The following is an 18,720-nucleotide window of genomic DNA, read 5'->3' as shown; positions in this document are numbered from 1 at the left end:
TAACCTTTTCGTTATTGTTCTTGGCTCCAGTTAAGCCTATCCATCTGATTGAAGGGCCAAGGCGCTCCGTTGTTTTCGATATTGCCCATCATATTGTTCAGTTCTGTAGGTGCTGCAGACTGCTCCATAACAAGATATTGACGCATATCCATAATTATAGAAAGAGGGTCAATGCTAACAGGGCAAGCTTCTACACATGCGTTGCAAGAGGTGCAGGCCCATAATTCTTCTCTTGTGATATAGTTGTCCAACAATTGTTTGCCATCATCCACGAATACTCCTTTGTTGGCGTCGATATTTTTTCCTACTTCTTCAAGTCTATCACGGGTGTCCATCATGACCTTTCTTGGGGAAAGTTTTTTACCCGTTTGGTTGGCCGGACATTCGCTTGTACATCGCCCACATTCGGTGCAGGTGTAGGCATTAAGCAATTGAACCCACGAAAGATCCATTACATCGGAAGCTCCAAATTTTTCTGGTGCCGGTGCATCCTCGGCAGGAGCAGCGAACGGATCGGCCGATGGATCCATCATAAGTTTCACTTCTTGGGTAACGGCATCAAGATTTTTAAATTTTCCTTTTGGCCCCAATTTTCCAAAATAAGTGTTAGGAAAAGCCAAAAGGATATGCAAATGTTTGGAGTAATAGAGATAGTTCAAGAAAAACAAGATTCCGACAATATGGAGCCACCAAGCCGTACGTTCTATTATTATCAAAGTGTCCGTTGAGAATCCTTCAAATAATGGAATCAAATATCGACTTATGGGAAAAGCTCCGGCCTGCGAATAATGATCTACACCCAATTGTTGTAATCGAAAATCAGTAGCGTTCATGGTAAGGAACAATACCATCAATACCAATTCAATGTAAAGGATAAGATTGCCGTCTTTCTTAGGCCAGCCCTTCATTTCGGGCTTTATGAATCGCTGTAACCTGATGATGTTCCGACGAATCCAAAAAACGATTACCGCTACAATGACCAATAGTGCCAAAATTTCAAATGAGGCTATCAAGATATCGTATACCCCACCGAGAGATGAGAAAATGCGATGGGTTCCAAAAAGTCCGTCAATTATGATTTCAAGTACTTCGATATTGATTATGATGAAGCCAACATAAACGATGATATGAAGAATGCCGGCAATGGGCCTGACCACCATTTTTGTCTGCCCCAAGGCAATTCGAGCCATATTGTTCCATCGGCTGGATTTGTTGTCCGATACGTCAACATCCTTCCCCAATTTAATATTTCTAGAAAGACGTTTGATATTTTTGGCAAAAAAGCCAATAGCCGTTATAAGTATAATGGCAAATACAATATTGGGCAGGTACTGCATTTATTGTTCGTCTATTTTTTCCGCAGGATCCTCTTCAGGGACGGTATACTCCTTTTGTTTTTTACCAAATACGGAAACATTCACATAACGTTTAGGGTTCAAACGGAAGTCTTGCAACAAAAGATCCAACTCTCTTGAAGCATTGTTCAAATTCGTATACAACTCCTCATCTTTCATCAACTTGCCCAAAGTACCATCACCTTGATTGATTCGGGCCAATAGGTTATCCAAATTAGCAACCGTAGATTCAAGGCTGGCCAAAGTTCTTCCTAAACCTGCGTTATTCAGGGAATCTGAAAGTTTTGCAAAATTATTGGTCAGCGCTCTAAAATTGGTCAACGAACTGTCTAATTTGCCTTTGTTGTCACTTAAAATTCCGTTAAGCACATCGGCACTGCCTTGAAGGCTTTTCATCAATTGGCTCAATCCTGCAATGCTCTCGCGCAAATCCTTTTTTGTGCGGTCATCAAGAACCTGATTCACATTTATCATCAATGAATCAGCGTTCGATACAGCACCTTCAATCCTATTCTTCAAAGGGTTTAAACTCGTCTGAACCAATTCGGTCAACCCAGGCTTCGTAGTGGCTTGTAACGTATCACCGGATTTCGTCATGGGAGCTCCATCAAAAATTGGTATAATCTGAATTCCCTTGCCCCCAATGATTCCGGTATCGTAAAGTTCCGCCTTGCTATTTTTGGAAAAATCAAAATCGTTGTTGACCGTAAAGGTGACCAAGAGGTTACCGGTCTCATCCTTAAATCTAATGTTGTTAACCGTTCCAACGGAAAATCCGTTTACCGAAACTTGTGTCCCCGCCTGTAGCCCTCCAACATTCGGATAAATCGCATAAAGCGTTTTACTATCGTCGAACAAAGGGGTAGATTTCAGATAACTAAAGCCCAATATGAACAGTAAAATGCCTCCAATAACGATAATACCGGTCTTAACTTCTCTAGATAGTTTCAAAAGGATGGTTTTCTGTTACTAACAAAATTAGGAATAAATTTTAGATAGCGTATTTATTCATCAACGTATTTCAGTGCCTCTTGAACGGTAATACGCACTCCATCTTTATAGGCCACAATATAAGAGGTCGGATAACCTTTCACGTCAGCGTTCGATTTCAGCATTTTGGCTTCGCGGTAAGAACCCGTGCCACCATACATGTAACGAAAAAGGTTTTTAATCGGTTCTTTTGATAGCCTATTCAAACCATTGAAATTTTGCGGTTCTAACGGTATCTCTTTTGAGCTGGCCAAAAGCTGTACCTTAAAAACTACTTTTGATTCACTTTCGGGATCGCCCCCTTTTCAACTTCCGTATTTTTTGCCTGTTCAGCGCGATGTTCTTTTTCTGCAAGTTCTTCCTTCGCCTTTTTCTCCGCTTCGGCAATACGATCTTTCTCGGCAAGTTCTTCCTGAGCTTTTTTGGCATCCTCAGCCTCTCTTTGCTTTCTTTCCAACTCGGCAAGTTCACGTTTTTTTGTCTCCTCGGCTTCCTTCTCCTTTTTTGCCGCTTCGGCTTCCTCGGCTATCTTAGCTTCCTCCGCCTCTTTTTCTCTTTTAGCGACTTCAGCAGCTTCGGCTATCTTGGCCTCGTCTGCTAAACGTTCTTTCTCCGCAAGTTCTTCCTTCGCCTTTTTCTCCGCTTCGGCTATACGTTTTTTCTCCGCCAGTTCTTCCTGTGCTTTTTTAGCTTCTTCGGCCTCTCTTCGCTTTCCTTCCAACTCGGCGAGTTCACGTTTTTTTGTCTCCTCGGCTTCCTTCTCCTTTTTTGCCGCTACGGCTTCCTCGGCTATCTTAGCTTCCTCCGCCTCTTTTTCTCTTTTAGCGACTTCAGCAGCTTCGGCTATTTTGGCCTCCTCCGCTAAACGTTCTTTCTCCGCAAGTTCTTCCTTCGCCTTTTTCTCCGCTTCGGCTATACGGTTTTTCTCGGCAAGTTCTTCTTGGGCTTTTTTGGCTTCCTCGGCCTCTCTTCGCTTTCCTTCCAACTCGGCGAGTTCACGTTTTTTTGTCTCCTCGGCTTCCTTCTCCTTTTTTGCCGCTACGGCTTCCTCGGCTATCTTAGCTTCCTCCGCCTCTTTTTCTCTTTTAGCGACTTCAGCAGCTTCGGCTATTTTGGCCTCCTCCGCTAAACGTTCTTTCTCCGCAAGTTCTTCCTTCGCCTTTTTCTCCGCTTCGGCTATACGGTTTTTCTCGGCAAGTTCTTCTTGGGCTTTTTTGGCTTCCTCGGCCTCTCTTCGCTTTCCTTCCAACTCGGCGAGTTCACGTTTTTTGGCTTCAATGGCCTCTTTTTCTTTTACCGCTACTTCAGCTGCCTCTGCAACTTTTACCTCTTCGGCCAAACGTTCTTTCTCCGTTTCAGCTTCGGCCTCCATTTCCACAGATGAAGGTCCCGCGATTGTCGTTGGTGAAACCGGCGTTCCTACACCAGCGATATCCGGCTGCACGTTGCCCCTATACCTCAAAATCGCATCGGCAATTGCGGCACCCATTTCATATTGCCCTTTTTGGGAGTTCAGGTAGGCACCTTCTTCTTTATTTGTCAAAAAACCTGTCTCGATAAGAATACTTGGCATGAAAGTTTGGTGAAGTACAATGAATCCCGCTTGTTTTACCTCTCTATCTTTTCGTTTTAACTTTCCCGTAAAATTGTCTTGCATTGACTTGGCAAGTAAAATGCTCTGATCCAAAAATTCTTCTTGCATGATGGTAAGACCGATGACCGATTCAGGGGAATTGATGTCATAATCCGCATAACGGGTTTCATAGTTGTCTTCCAGATAAATAACGGAATTCTCTTTTTTCGCGATTTCAAAATTCTGTTCGTTGGCATGTAGCCCCAAAACAAAAGTTCCTGCCCCATGGGCATCCGAAGTATGTGAATCGCAATGGACCGAAACAAAAAGATCGGCATCGGCCTTGTTCGCGATTTCACCCCTGACGTATAAATCTACAAAAGTATCGTCATCTCGGGTGTAAACTACCTTGATGTCAGAATTTTGCTTTAAGAGCGCTCCGACCCTTAGCACGATGTTTAGGGCTATATTCTTTTCTAAATAGCCATTACCAAGATTTCCCGGGTCATGGCCACCGTGACCGGCATCCAAAACGACTACGAATTGGTCTTTTTCTTGTGAAAACTGAGGATTATCAAACGATAGTATAATGAATACCACGACAAAAAATGATATAAAAGAAAAGGATTTCCATTTCATTTTAATAAGGTTTTTGGGGGTGTTCATGAAGGTTAAATTTATGGTAATACCCTACGACGGGAATAAAAAATATATGTAAGTTTGACTTCTAAAAGCCCAATCATAGTACGGACCCCTAAGAAAGCCAAACCTTTACAAAAATAGGATATCTAGCTTTGCAATCAAACAAACATCTTTTACTTTTCCTATTGCTCCTATTTGTGAACGTACTTTCTTCCCAAGAAGATAAAATAGTTACCCTACCTATAAAAGCACAAAAAGATTCGATTGTAGCCCCGCTTTTTCCCGTACAGCAGCGTGATACGGTCGAAACGGATAGCACTCAGATCGATTCTTTGAACAGCCGCCCCTCACTGCTTCTTGGTAAAATAAGGTATAAGGCCAAAGATTCTGTAAAACTGAGCCAAAAAGACCAGAAGATATATTTGTACAATGAAGCGGAAATCTATTATCAAGATACCGAATTAAAGGCCGGCATCATTATTATGGACTACGTAAAGAACGAAGTCTATGCAGGACGTCTTAAGGATTCCTTAGGAAATTATTCACAATTGCCCTTTTTCAAACAGGCCGACAACGAGGTGATACCCGACTCCATACGTTTCAATTTCGATACCCAAAAAGCATTAATCTGGAACTCGCGAACCGAGCAACAAGCGGGGTTGGGCCAATTAGGTGGTGACAATATGAAGGTATATGCCGAAATCACGAAAAAAGAGAACGACTCGGTCTATTTTTTGAGCGAGGGCAAGTTGACTACCTCGACCGATACTATAAATCCTGATTACTACATTCGGGTTCGAAAGGCCAAATTTGTACCAAAAAAGAAGGTGATTGCAGGGGTCAGCAACTTATACATTGCCGATGTACCCACCCCAATCGGGCTACCGTTCGCCTATTTCCCGCTTTCTGTGGGCAGAACCGCGGGGCTCATGATACCTACTTTTGGCAACGACCCAAACCGTGGGTATTTTTTACAGCAGGGCGGATATTATCTCCCCATCGGAGAATATGCCGATCTGACCCTTACCGGAGACTTCTACACGAATGGTAGCTACGGTTTTCGAACCCAATCGGTTTATGTCAAACGATATAAATATCGTGGCAATGTCAATTTTAGATATGAAAACCTGGTAACAAGTCAAAAAGGTTTTGATGATTATAGCAGGAATACTATTTGGAACCTGCAGATGGCACATTCGCAAGACACAAAGGCCAGCCCGAATTCAAGGTTTTCGGCCTCGGTTAATTTAGGAAGTAGTTCGTACTATCAAAATTCGCTCTTGCAACAAAATCTACCGAATACCCAAAACAACACGCTTAGTTCGTCGATATCGTACTCAAAGACCTTTCCTGCCTACCCGTCCGTCAATACGAGCCTTACGATGACACATAGCCAAAATACAAGCGACAACGCCCCTGAAGATAATATAGATATGACTTTGCCCACCTTTCAGGCCAGCATGGAACGTATTTTTCCTTTTGCAAAGAGGGATGGCATCAAAAAGGGATTCATTCAAAATATCAACTTTCAGTACGATGTCAATGCCCAGAATAGACTAAAGACCAATGATGAGGATTTCTTGACCGGCCGTATGTTCGATGGAGCGAGAGTCGGTGCTAGGCATCGCATCCCCATTAGTACGAATTTTAAAGTTGCTAAATTTTTCAGTGTGACCATGGGCGGAAGCTATGAAGATGTATGGACCTTGGAAACTTTTCGGAGGCGATTCGATGCCACAGTGGGCGAAAATGGTACCGTGGTGCGCGACACCATCAAAGGTTTTGACCGTTTCAATAAATACAACTTCAGCGCAAGTGTCGGAACGACAGTATATGGAACCTTTAATTTTGGGGAGGATAAAAAAATTCAGGCCATACGACATGTGATGCGCCCTAGTCTAAGTTACGGCTATGCACCATCTTTTGAACAGTTCTATGACGAATATATTGATGCCAACGGTGAAGTGGTGCAATATAGTCGATTTGAGGGTACCTTAAACGGGTCGCCCAGTTTAGGAAAATCGAACAGTCTTAGTTTTTCGTTGGCCAATACTTTGGAAGCCAAAGTGCGCGATAAGGATTCAACCGCAACGGAGGCCAAAAAAGTCCCTATTTTAAGCAACTTCAATATATCTACTGGCTACAATCTCGAGGCCGATTCACTGAAGTTAAGCCCTTTAAGCATCAACGGGGGCACGAGTATACTTAACAAAAAAATGTCGATTAACTTTTCGGCGGCGCTCGATCCCTATGCCATTGACAATAATGGCAGAAGAATCAACACCTTCAATATTGACAACGGTGGAAGCCTCTTTAGGCTTACTAGGGCCAATGTCAATGTAGGGTATTCCATCGACAGCGAAACTTTTGGCAAAAAGAAAGAAGAGGAAGAAGAATCGGATGAATTCGATTATGTGGCCCAAAGCGGTGGGCGTGACGACGACCTTTTCGGAAAAGCGGATGACTTCTACAATACACAAAGAAATGATCAAGACCGTGATAAAAAGTCTCAGGATGTTGAAAACCCCGCTTGGGGCACGAAAATACCTTGGAATTTCAGATTGGCGTATTCCGCGAGTTATTCCAATTCTGCGAGGCAAAATGAGTTCAGTAGCCATTCGCTCATGTTTTCTGGTGATATTGAACTGTCACCTAGATGGAAAGTCGGTGGCTCATCGGGTTACGATTTTAAGAACAACGGCTTTACGTTGACCCAGTTAAGATTTGAAAGGGACTTGAAAAGTTTTACCATGCGATTCAATTGGTCGCCCTTTGGGAGATACGAACGCTGGTATTTCTTTATCGGGATAAAAAGTTCGATTCTTAGTGACCTTAAATGGGAAAATCGAAGTCAACCCCCAAGAAGGTAAAAAAAGGTACGAGGTCTGAAGTACGAGGTTGGAGGTTCGAAGTACAAAGAAGGTTGAGATAAGAGGGAGAGTTCAAAACGCATGCATTTATTTTGAAACCAAAAAATCAAGTTTAGAAAATGATAAAAATAGTATCTCTATGAAATGAGCCATAACAATTCTTGATACTAACCAAGATGTTCAATGGCGAATTACATCTGACCTTTAAAAAATAATAAAATTTGAACAGATGAAAAAAATTATCAATACTACAAATGCCCCAGCCCCTATCGGGCCTTATAATCAGGCGGTTTTAAGCGGAAACACCTTATATATTTCAGGACAGATTCCCATAGACCCCAAAACAGGAAATCTTGTCGAAAATGATATCAAAAAGGAAACCAGACAATCTATGGAAAACTTAAGGGCAATTCTATCCGAAGCGGGTATGACTTTTGAGAACGTGGTAAAAGCTTCCATTTTTTTAAGTGACATGAATCAATTCACGCAAGTGAACGAAGTGTACGGCACCTATTTTGATTCGGAGACAGCACCTGCACGGGAAACCGTTGAAGTGGCCAATCTTCCAAAATTCGTCAACGTAGAAATCTCGATGATTGCCGTGAAGGGTTAGTTCGTGGTTTGCCGTTGCAGTAGCAGTATACGGCACGAGGAGTCAACATTATTTTCAACAAAACTCCTATCATACGAATTACCTACCGTTCACTGCATACGGAAAGTCTTCAAATGGTCTGTTTGTGAAATTCTACCAAACCATCGATAGGTCTTTGTCTTATGACTCCAGGGACGAGGTCGTTCCGCTCTAATACGGCCGTTAGTTCATCCTTTAGAAAATACGCGATGCTCCCCACAAAATGAATGGGTACCTTGGTGGCGAGTTCAAACTGCATGACATGGTTATTGATAAACTGTTGAAAGCCTTTGTCAATAACCCCTTTGCAATATGGGTGTTCTTTGTTTTCTACCAAAAACCTTGCGAAAGTAGCCAAATAGGTGTTTGGGTTTGGCTGCTTGTACAGATTTTCCTTTATGACATCGGCGTCTAGATTATAACCGTTCTCAAATTTTATGGCCAAATCTTGCGGCATTTTATGATAGTAGTAGTCTCGGATCAATTTTCTTCCGAAAAAATTACCGCTACCATCATCCATGGGAATATAGCCTAAGGAAACCACTTTTTGAAAGAGTTGGTGTCCATCGTAATAACTACAATTGGACCCTGTTCCTAAAATACATACGATGCCTTGATGGCCTACTTTCGTTGTCGAATAAATTGCAGCATAAGTATCTTCCCGAACATCGGCTTTGGCCTTGGGGAAAAATTCCTTGAATATCTTTTTAAGAAACTTTCGCATACGTTCCGTACCGCAGCCTGCGCCATAAAAAAGAGATGGGATACTTTATCCCGATTTTTCGAAAGTTCAAAATTGTTGGCCAACCGGTCTTCAATGACCTCTTTCGTCAATACTTCAGGGCTTAAACCCAGCGTTTGCGTCAAGAATAATTGTTCGCCTTTTTTGTCAAGGGCAATCCAATCAGCTTTGGTCGCACCACTATCTACTATTAATATCATATGCCTCACTCAAAAAATTATCCTGAAAGAATGACCATTTCAAACTTTCAGGAAAACTGATTACTACTCTTTTTCGGAAAATTACAAGCTGGCAACATGCTGAACCAAATCGACCATCTTGTTCGAGAAACCAGCCTCGTTATCATACCAGTTGATCAACTTGTAAAATTTGGAGTTCAATTCAATTCCTGCCCCGGCATCAAAAATACTTGTTCGTGGATCACTTACGAAGTCTTGAGATACTACGGCTTCTTCCGTATATCCTAAAATTCCCTTTAATTCGCCTTCGGAAGCAGATTTAAACGCTTTTTTTATCTCCTCATAGGAAGTTTCTTTTTCAAGACGGACGGTCAAATCGACTACGGAAACATCAGCGGTAGGTACTCTAAATGCCATTCCCGTAAGCTTCCCTTTCAATTCAGGAATTACCTTAGTTACTGCTACGGCGGCCCCAGTTGAAGCTGGGATGATATTCAACATGGCACTACGTCCACCGCGCCAATCTTTTTTGCTAGGCCCGTCAACGGTCATTTGTGTGGCGGTCGTTGCATGTACGGTAGTCATAAGAGCCTCTTCAATGCCGAAAGCATCGTTCAATACTTTGGCCATTGGCGCCAGGCAATTCGTGGTACAAGATGCATTTGATACAATAGTATCGGATGCTTTAACATTTTTATGGTTCACACCCATCACGAACATCGGGGCATCTTTTGAGGGTGCAGAAATCACAACTTTCTTGGCTCCACCGTCAATATGATATTGGGCAGTTTCAAGTGTCGTAAAAATACCGGTACATTCTGCAACGATTTCAGCACCTACGGCATCCCATTTAATATTTTTAGGGTCTCTTTCGGCCGTGATTCTTACGGTTTTGCCGTTCACGATCAGATGACCGTCTTTCACATCGATGGTTCCGTCAAACTTGCCGTGTACGGAGTCGTATTTAAGAAGATAGGCCAAGTGCTCTACATCCAACAAATCGTTTATGGCAACTACATCGACATCACCCCTCTTTACTGAAGTTCGGAAAACCAATCTTCCAATTCTACCAAATCCGTTTATTCCAATTTTTAAGTTTGACATTGTTATTCTCTTTTAAATTATAATTATGTTGTCATTATCTCTGAAACCCGAATGAGTTCCTTATCCATTTTAGATTGTCCTTTTATTGCTTTGTCGATCGGGGTCAAAATCAGTTTATTGTCTCTCACACCGACCATGAGATTCGTTTTGCCTTCCAGAAGTGCCTCTACGGCCCTTACCCCCATTCTACTGGCTAAGACCCTATCGTAACAAGATGGCGCACCACCACGTTGCATATGGCCCAGCACAGAGACTCGCACATCATAAATCGGCAAATGTTTTTCTACATAGTCCTTTAGTTCAAAAACGTTCTTACCCGTTTTATCGCCTTCGGCCACAACAACGATACTTGATGATTTTCCAGAGAGCTTACTTCGCTTTAAGGATTCCAACAGACGATCTAGTCCCCTATCTTCTTCAGGAATCAAAATTTCCTCAGCTCCCGCACCAACACCGGCATTCAAGGCAATATGCCCCACATCGCGCCCCATGACCTCAACAAAGAACAATCGGTTATGCGAACTGGCCGTGTCGCGTATCTTATCGATACAATCGACCACGGTATTTAGGGCAGTATCAAAACCTAAGGTAAATGAAGTTCCAAAGATATCGTTGTCAATAGTTCCTGGAATACCGATTACCGGAAAACCAAATTCTTGATTAAAAATCATTGCACCCGTAAAACTGCCATCACCGCCGATTACAACAAAAGCATCTATACCTTCGGCCTTTAGTTGTTCATGAGCCATCTTTCTGCCTTCGGGAGTCCTAAAATCATCGCACCGGGCAGATTTTAATATGGTACCGCCTTTATTGATGATATTGTTCACGCTTCGGGCATCCATCGGTTTAAAGTCACCTTCGATCATGCCCTGATACCCTCGAAAAATGCCCACGCAATCTACTTTCATGTAAGCACAAGTACGAACAACGGAACGAATCGCGGCATTCATACCCGGGGAATCACCTCCCGAAGTAAAAACACCTATCTTTTTTATTGCTGAAGCCATCGAAAATTTTAAGCTAGCAAAATTAGCAAACTAAATTGAATTAAAGAACAGTTAAACCCTATAATTCATTGGCTTTTATCTTCTCAAACGATTTCGGCCATGTACAAGGGTTTCAAAAGAAATAATCTAACAAATAAGAAGCTTTTAGTGGCAAAATAATGAACTGCCTAGAGGCAGAGCCATCGAGGTATGAGCCCCGAAACTTCGGGGAAGACCGCTGCGACCGTTTGAACAGCGGGGCAGGCTACAAGAATCAAGAAACAAGACCCTTTTGTCTTGACTCTAGGTTCTTGGCTCTTGATTCCTGAAGAGGTCGTTATCTGAATGCCAAACCCGAGGCATAGCCTCGGGGAATTTAATTGATCAAAGGCCTTTTGTTCTTTGCGAAAAACGAATGAGGCTATCCTTACCCATTACGGAAGCAGGTGAAGCGGTCGGTTCGGGCACCTCTATATCATCTTTTTTTCTATTGGCGAAAATTTTCCGGAACAATTCCCGGAAGGTATTGAAATCCACTTCGTAAGATAATCCTGCACCTTGGGTGGATCCCTGACGGTCTGCCAAATATTCTTGGATTTCACTTTCCCTACTGAAAAATTTAGCACTTAATGTGCCCTGCTCGTTTAAAAGTACCTGGACCTCGAAATCCCCAGCTATGACCGTTTCGCTGGCACCCCCAACGGGAACACCTACCTTGCCATTGATCAGTACGCGATCACTGATCTGGGTCGAAACCGTTACGCCAAGTCTATCGTCCGTCTGAAAATCCTCTATGGTATTGCCCTGTTCATATGAGATGCCCAGATTGAATTTGTCGTTGTTGCCGCCCAATACTTGATTCAATATCCCCGATGCTGATTGCAATAAATTGCCGGTAACCGCTTGCTGGGTCAGCCCGCTTTGATCGCTTACGAAAGAACCCTGGGCCAAAAGGAAAATAGCATTACGCTCTTTTACGGCAGGATCCTGTAACCGATATTCCAATTCGGATTGGTTGATCGAGTTACTCCTGGAAACTCGATGTCGAACTCAATATCAGGATTTTCGAGTTCATTGCCCAAATTAATGACCACATTAGTGGGTATGCTTCTAGAATAGCCCGGATTTGAAAGCAAAGGTGCGGGGTTGGCGTTTAAGGAATATACCGCTTTCATGTTCAATTGTGCCTTTAAAGGGTCGCCCAACCAGTATACACTTCCACCCGGTTCCACAGTAAAGGTTTTATTTATAATATTGCCGAATTTATAGTTGAATTGGCCTGTTACCACTGCGAACTCCCCATAAATCTCGAACAGATCTCTCGTATTAATTCTCATGTTCATCAACCCGACACCTGTACCTTTTAAGGAACTTCCGGTCTTTCTGTCGGTAACGATTTCTACTTCGGCCTCGGGCGTAATGTCCAAATTGAACTCTAGTTCCAAACCTTCTACCTCGTCCAAGACCCTTTGTTCTTCAACCGTCTTTTCATCATTTCTCTCGATGAAATTGATAAATTCATAATCGCCTACCGTCGCTACATCGCTCAACGGTATTTTTAGTGATGTGCCTCTGGCCGTTTCACCGTCAGCCGTAATCGTCAATGCCCTTGTGGAACCGAATATTCGGCCCTGGCCCCTCAGAAAGCCCGTGCCATAATACAATGATTCTTCTTCAAAATCCGTATTGAGAATCAGCAACCGGTCGCCTTTCGTGTCGACATTTAAGTTTAACGCCCAGTCTTTGAAAAAGGAATGCGTAATGGTACCGTCCAAGGTCGCCCTTGTATTATACGCCACATCACTCAGTTTTATGTCTACAAATTCAAAGGACTTATTACTGAGATTCACACGTGAGTTCTGTGCAAAACGATAATCTACATTGAGATACGGCACGCCAAGACCTGCATTGTCCAAAGTAAGAATACCACTAAAATCAGGATTGTTGATGTCGCCCTTAATTCGAGCACTTCCGTTAAGATCTCCACGAATATTTGAAATCACGCCTTCACCCAAAGGACTAAAAGGTTCCAAATCGAAATTGGTGAAATTGGCCAGCAAATCGGCCTCTGGCGATTCACCTTTATTCAATATTTTTCCGGCAACACCAAATTTTTCAACACCTTTATCCCTGATTTCTGCGTTTACCACAAATTCGGTGAGATCTCGGTTTCCGGCAATACCTATATTCAAATCTCCCATTCGCATATTATTAATTGAGAAATCCTCAATCCCCAAATTTGAGGATGGTAGGTAAATCCCATCCTTTTGAAAAACGTTCAAAGTACCGTTTACCTCTCCCTGAAGCTTTAAACTATCTATGGCAGGTGTAATTTTGTTCAGGGAAACAATCTTAAACTGTAGTTGTAAATCTTTGAATGTCGAGTCGGCCATTTGGCCGTTCAACCAAATCTGCTCTTGAACATTATTGTTCATTACGATTTCTTGTATCGAAATGCTGTCAAGGGTCCGGTTGATGATGACCTTGTTCTTACTGTTGCCCTCTTGATTCAAGACCCAAGTATTGCCCTTGAAACTGACATCGGATTTTTTAAGACCGATAACCGACTTGTTGTCTTCGTTGAATGTATGGTAAAAGTTTAAGTTGTAACTGTCGTTCAAAGCACTACCCCCTTAAACTCCGTTCGGAAAAAAAGTGTATCCTTTAAGGTCGTGTTAATCAGGTTGAAATCTTTGACATCGTAATATTTCGTCTTCAAATCTCCGACAGAAACGAATGTGTTGAACAGCGGGTTCTTGTTATCGACCCTGACCTCGATGCTATCAGCAGAGTTACCGTAAGCCACTATGCTCGGAGACTTGAAATTCAGTTTGAAATCTCCTTCGTCAGCCACAATGTTTCCTTTGATGAAGGTATTGGGGTCGAATTTGACCTCTGGAAAAAACACGTCTACTATCTTATTATAAATCTTGAAATTAAATGCCAAGGTCTGGCCATCTGAAATATCAAAGGGTTTGTAGTTCGTATAGATGCTACCCAATGAATTCTGTACCAATTTGCCCAATTCATTGACCTTGAAATTACCTTTCATGTAGCCCGTGATGATGTCAGGTGAATTGATATCAATGGTACGAATCGAATCGTTTTCAAAGGTGGATGAGACTTTAAAATCTTCAAAATAATAGGTATCGTTCTTATTCTGAAAAACAGTCTTGGTAAATTTGATGTCGCCCGCTAAATTATCAAGGGTATTGCCCGTAACGTTCATATTCACGTTCCCCTTGAAAATGGAAACACTGTCATTAATAAAGTTAAGCTTTTTTAAATCGGCATATTCAACGGAAGCTATGAAATTGAAATCATTTCTGTTTTTTCCGAAATCAGCTAGACCCTTGAAATTAAATTTCAGGTTTTCGTCATTGCTGACCAATGTACCATCGAACAGCTGCTCTTTGAGTATACCCGACACTTTAATATCCTTATACTCGTAATTATTGAAAACTACAGAATATACTTCCCCGATTACCTCGGTGTTTAGGGTTTTCTGAACGAATCCCTTTCCTTCAACATTGAAGTCGAGTGTCGTTCTGCCCACTTTATTATTTTCTACCAAACTACCAAGGTCAAAATCGATAAGGGAAAGAAACCCTTTATATTCAGCATTATCAATATGATTCACGTTGGTCATGTTCAAATCGAAATAACTATTGCCCAAGGCCGTGTTCAAGTTGGCCTTGGCATCAACGGAAGTTTCAGTGACGATAGCTTCGCCCCGAATCGTAAATTGACCCAATTTCTGAAAAGTCGAAGGCAAGGCCTTTCCCAAAATATTCGGCAATAGGGAACGGAGTTCATAGTAGCTTGAGGTAACATTTTTCATGTTCGCCTCCATAATGAACGATTCATCTTTAGAAAATAGATTTTTGAAATTAAAATCGCCTCGAATCCCTGTATTATCCGATGCCAGAAGAAGGTCATTCGTGTTCAAATCGTTCAAAACTCCACTTATACTGGAAGAAAAATCTACTTTTTTGCCTTTTCCGAATTCGTCGTAAAGCAAATTGATTTCATCAAACGCGACCGTCGACTCTTGGAAATCCGCGGTAATATTAACCTTGTTCAGAAAATCGGAAAAATCTTTTCGGTCATAGTCAAAAACCAAGTTTCCGTTAAGATTCGACTCTGGTGTTTTAATTTGAAGGGAATCAAATCGCATTTGTTCTTTGGTGTACTTGAATTGTGTCGCCAATTGTTTTACGGCTATGTCCCTTTTACTCAAAAATGACATTTCATCAATATTCGCGGTAACCTCCGGACCAACGATCAGAAAGCTATCCGCTGAAATATTCAGGTCTTTGAAATTCAAAATTTCAGGATTTTCAAGATTCTCATCGACATAGGTAAACCTGCTATTGGCCACATCGACGTTGGAAGATGAAAAAAAGAAGGGCGGGGTACCCGGTTTTCGGGGTTTGTTATCATCAAGCTTATCTATAAAGACCTCAAGATTGGAATTCAGGCTATCAGAATAATCCGTTAATTTAAAGGTCAAGTTATCGACTGCGATATCCCCAAATTCAAGTTTTCCGCCGGTCAGGTTTTTTAAGCTTAGAATCGAAGTGGTCAACTCTTGAATATGAAACAGGGTATCTTTTTGATAATCTTCGATGTAGACTCCTTCCAACGAAGTATCCCAGGTTATCAGGGAAACTCTAAGCTTTTCAATATTGATGTTCGTACCGAACTCCGTATTTATTCGATTTGTGGTATACTGGGCAAATTTAGTCTGGACAACGGGAAGAGAAAGTATCAAAGTACCCAAAACACAGAGCAGCACCAACACCAAAAGTGTTCTGACCAGTATTTTTCTGAGTTTTTTGATAGGGCTTTATGTTTTACCTTTATTCGAAGTTATTCAAGACAAAAAGTTTGAATAACTTCGTACACCAATTTTTGTTCCAAACCTCATGGTTTCCAAAACTATTTATATTCTGGCCATAGAATCTTCTTGCGACGACACCTCGGCGGCAGTTTTATGTAACGACGAAGTGCTCAGCAACGTGGTCGCTACTCAAAAAATTCATGAGGAATTCGGGGGTGTTGTACCCGAACTTGCCTCAAGGGCGCACCAAAAGAATATCGTTCCGGTCGTGCACCGAGCGTTGACCATAGCAAATATCGACAAAAAACAGTTATCGGCCATAGCTTTTACAAGAGGGCCAGGACTCATGGGTTCGTTATTGGTAGGCACCTCTTTTGCCAAGTCTTTGTCACTTGGTTTAAACATTCCGTTGATCGAGGTAAATCACATGCAGGCTCATATTTTGGCCCATTTTATAAGAGACGATAAAACCGAATCTCCGAAATTTCCTTTTTTGGCAATGACGATCAGCGGCGGCCACACCCAAATCGTATTAGTCCATGATTATTTTAATATGGAAATTTTGGGCGAAACCTTGGATGATGCCGTAGGCGAAGCCTTTGATAAAAGTGCAAAATTATTGGGACTGCCCTATCCTGGAGGTCCTTTGATAGATAAGAATGCCCAATTTGGAAATCCTATGGCCTTACCTTTTCCAAAACCTAAAGTAGACGGACTGAATTTCAGTTTCAGCGGACTGAAAACAAGTATTTTATATTTTATTCAAAAAGAGACCAAAAAGAATCCCGATTTCATACAGGAAAACCTCAAGGATATCTGTGCCTCCATTCAATATACCATCATTGAAATCTTGATGGCTAAATTAAGAAAGGCCGCAAAACAAACGGGAGTGACACAAATCGCCATTGGAGGTGGGGTATCGGCAAATTCAGGTATTCGAAAAGCCCTGAAAGAAGGTGAAAATAAATATGGCTGGACCACGTTTATACCAAAATTCGAATATTGCACCGACAATGCCGCAATGATAGGCATCGTAGGATATTTCAAATATATTCAAGGCCGATTTGCTGAATATGACGTAGCTGTTAAGGCACGTTATCAAATATGATTTTTATCGAATTTTTGAAAAATCGGTTAAAAAAGACTATTTCAAATATATTAGCGTTACTAAAACTGTACTTGTTCAACTCCCTCTATAACAAGTATTGATTGCAATTGAAACATATACTGCAAATGTCAGATAAGGTTACCAATTTAAACAAGGATTTCTATGCCGAACATATGATGGATAGTACAATCTACCGTCAAGATGTTTGGCCCGAAGAGAGGCTAATGCTTCAAAAATATCTTACCGACACCAAGGGTTCAGTGGTAGAGGCGGGTGCCGGTGGCGGAAGATTGACCTTCTTTATAGAACAGTTGGGCTTCGAAAATGTTACCGGTTTCGACATCGTTCCTGAAATGATGGAATTCGCACAAAAAGAATCCGACAAAAGAAGTTCAAAAGCTAAATTTAAGACTGGCGACGCTTCGAATCTTACTATTTTCGAGGATGAGACCTTCGATTATCTTGTCTACATTCAACAGGTGCTCTGCTTCGTTCCCAAAGAACTTTTTCATACATCCATTGAAGAAACCTATCGGGTCGCCAAAAAAGGTAGCACTACCCTATTTACTTTTTTGGATTATGATTCAAGAATTTATAATCCGATACTAAGCAGAATAATAAATTTTTTAAGAAAGATGCGGGGTGAGGAAGCTTCAAAATACCATTTGCCATGGTTAAAATTGAACGACACCCAATTCAATTGGAAGTTGTTCGCCAAGAACCAACCTAGTGTTTATTGGGTAAGACGCAACGCCATTTTAAAAGAATTGGAGCAAGTCGGCTTTTCTATCGTTGAGGTCGAAAACGGGAATAAGATCCACAAAGACGGTAACAAAGGTGCGCTCTATGTGGTCTGTAAAAAATAATGGCCTTTCAATAACCCTTTCGGGTACTATCTCTCTAAAGAATATCCGGTCAAAACTAAATAATACTTATTTTTGACCGATATGCAGCTTTTCTACAATGCGACCCTCGATACCAGTATTTCACAGTTCGTTTTCGACGCCGAAGAAAGTCGACATGTCACAAAAGTACTGAGGAAAAAGGAAGGCGACATTTTGCATATCACAAATGGAAAAGGGTATATTTTCGAAGCCGAGATTATTGACGCCACTTTAAAGAAGTGTAAAGCGCAGATTGTTTCTACAACAAAAAAACACCCTGAAAGGTACTGGTTTCATATGGTTGTGGCACCTACAAAAAGTAACGATCGTTTTGAATGGTTTCTTGAAAAAGCCACAGAAATAGGTGTCAATGAGATCACTCCCATCATTTGCGATCATTCAGAACGTAAAACCGTAAAACAAGAACGCATTCAAAAAGTGGTGCAGTCGGCCATGAAACAGTCATTGCAGGCATTTTTACCGAAAGTCAACGATGCCATGACATATGACCAGTTTTTGGAAAAACAACATTCCGGACTTCTTTTTATCGCACACTGTGAAGATGACGAGAAGGCTGATCTCAAGCGTCGGGTCGCAGCTGATACCGATATTACCATACTCATTGGTCCTGAAGGGGATTTTTCTCGCAAAGAAATAAAAATGGCCTATGAAAAAGGATTTGTACCTGTCTCTTTGGGTCAAAATCGATTGCGCACAGAAACTGCGGGAATCGTCGCGTGTACCATTGTCAATACCATAAATAACGGTTGACTTTGGTGTAAGACACCCATTGAATAATATTTTCTCGTG

General features: G+C 41.7%; 13 protein-coding genes and 2 pseudogenes. 5 read left to right on the top strand and 10 right to left on the bottom strand.

The features are described 5' to 3' along the window. Positions 1 to 11: 11 nt before the first annotated feature. The 4 genes and pseudogenes from N8A86_RS17560 to N8A86_RS17545 all read right to left on the bottom strand — a co-directional run. Complete coding sequence (locus tag N8A86_RS17560; RefSeq protein ID WP_273566552.1) at positions 12 to 1,337, bottom strand: 4Fe-4S dicluster domain-containing protein; 1,326 nt, start codon at positions 1,335 to 1,337, stop codon at positions 12 to 14. Beyond that, positions 1,338 to 2,306 (bottom strand): MlaD family protein, encoded by a 969-nt coding sequence (locus N8A86_RS17555; RefSeq protein ID WP_273566551.1) that lies wholly within the window; start codon positions 2,304 to 2,306, stop codon positions 1,338 to 1,340. 53 nt (positions 2,307 to 2,359) lie between these two features. Continuing rightward, positions 2,360 to 2,551, bottom strand: coding sequence for a hypothetical protein (locus N8A86_RS17550; protein WP_273566550.1), 192 nt, complete (start codon positions 2,549 to 2,551; stop codon positions 2,360 to 2,362). A 1,246-nt stretch (positions 2,552 to 3,797) separates the two neighbouring features. Then, positions 3,798 to 4,557 (bottom strand): annotated as a pseudogene (locus N8A86_RS17545) (N-acetylmuramoyl-L-alanine amidase family protein); the annotation flags it as partial. A 155-nt stretch (positions 4,558 to 4,712) separates the two neighbouring features. On the opposite strand from N8A86_RS17545, the gene N8A86_RS17540 reads away from it, so the two are divergent. Beyond that, on the top strand, positions 4,713 to 7,430 hold the full coding sequence (locus N8A86_RS17540) for a putative LPS assembly protein LptD (protein WP_273566549.1): 2,718 nt from the start codon (positions 4,713 to 4,715) through the stop codon (positions 7,428 to 7,430). 229 nt (positions 7,431 to 7,659) lie between these two features. Then, the gene (locus N8A86_RS17535) at positions 7,660 to 8,043 is read left to right on the top strand and encodes a RidA family protein (RefSeq protein ID WP_273566548.1); all 384 of its coding nucleotides are present in this window, start codon (positions 7,660 to 7,662) and stop codon (positions 8,041 to 8,043) included. A gap of 109 nt (positions 8,044 to 8,152) precedes the next feature. On the opposite strand, the pseudogene N8A86_RS17530 reads toward N8A86_RS17535, so the two are convergent. The 6 genes and pseudogenes from N8A86_RS17530 to N8A86_RS21755 form a co-directional block, all read right to left on the bottom strand. After that, positions 8,153 to 9,003, bottom strand: a pseudogene (locus tag N8A86_RS17530) (N-acetylglucosamine kinase). 81 nt (positions 9,004 to 9,084) lie between these two features. After that, positions 9,085 to 10,086, bottom strand: a complete 1,002-nt coding sequence (gene gap, locus N8A86_RS17525; protein WP_273566547.1) for a type I glyceraldehyde-3-phosphate dehydrogenase — start codon at positions 10,084 to 10,086, stop codon at positions 9,085 to 9,087. 23 nt (positions 10,087 to 10,109) lie between these two features. Then, on the bottom strand, positions 10,110 to 11,096 hold the full coding sequence (gene pfkA / locus N8A86_RS17520) for a 6-phosphofructokinase (RefSeq protein ID WP_273566546.1): 987 nt from the start codon (positions 11,094 to 11,096) through the stop codon (positions 10,110 to 10,112). A gap of 363 nt (positions 11,097 to 11,459) precedes the next feature. Beyond that, positions 11,460 to 12,080, bottom strand: a complete 621-nt coding sequence (locus N8A86_RS21765) for a translocation/assembly module TamB domain-containing protein (RefSeq protein WP_337251660.1) — start codon at positions 12,078 to 12,080, stop codon at positions 11,460 to 11,462. Next, positions 12,050 to 13,696 (bottom strand): translocation/assembly module TamB domain-containing protein, encoded by a 1,647-nt coding sequence (locus N8A86_RS21760; RefSeq protein WP_337251659.1) that lies wholly within the window; start codon positions 13,694 to 13,696, stop codon positions 12,050 to 12,052. The genes N8A86_RS21765 and N8A86_RS21760 overlap by 31 nt, the downstream gene beginning before the upstream one ends. After that, entirely contained in the window at positions 13,693 to 15,879 is a 2,187-nt protein-coding gene (locus tag N8A86_RS21755) for an AsmA family protein (RefSeq protein WP_337251658.1), read from the bottom strand. The genes N8A86_RS21760 and N8A86_RS21755 overlap by 4 nt, the downstream gene beginning before the upstream one ends. Positions 15,880 to 16,003: 124 nt before the next feature. Here N8A86_RS21755 and tsaD point away from each other — a divergent pair, with 124 nt between their 5' ends. From tsaD to N8A86_RS17500, 3 genes are all read left to right on the top strand, one after another. Further along, the gene (tsaD, locus tag N8A86_RS17510) at positions 16,004 to 17,026 is read left to right on the top strand and encodes a tRNA (adenosine(37)-N6)-threonylcarbamoyltransferase complex transferase subunit TsaD (RefSeq protein ID WP_273566545.1); all 1,023 of its coding nucleotides are present in this window, start codon (positions 16,004 to 16,006) and stop codon (positions 17,024 to 17,026) included. A gap of 125 nt (positions 17,027 to 17,151) precedes the next feature. Beyond that, a complete protein-coding gene (locus tag N8A86_RS17505; RefSeq protein WP_273566544.1) occupies positions 17,152 to 17,892 on the top strand; it encodes a class I SAM-dependent methyltransferase in 741 nt (246 codons plus the stop codon). 81 nt (positions 17,893 to 17,973) lie between these two features. Further along, complete coding sequence (locus N8A86_RS17500) at positions 17,974 to 18,681, top strand: 16S rRNA (uracil(1498)-N(3))-methyltransferase (protein ID WP_273566543.1); 708 nt, start codon at positions 17,974 to 17,976, stop codon at positions 18,679 to 18,681. The last annotated feature ends 39 nt before the right edge of the window (positions 18,682 to 18,720 follow it).

Source organism: Maribacter halichondriae, assembly GCF_027474825.1.
Classification (GTDB): Bacteria; Bacteroidota; Bacteroidia; order Flavobacteriales; family Flavobacteriaceae; genus Meishania; species Meishania halichondriae.
This window is presented reverse-complemented; position numbering and strand designations above follow the sequence as displayed.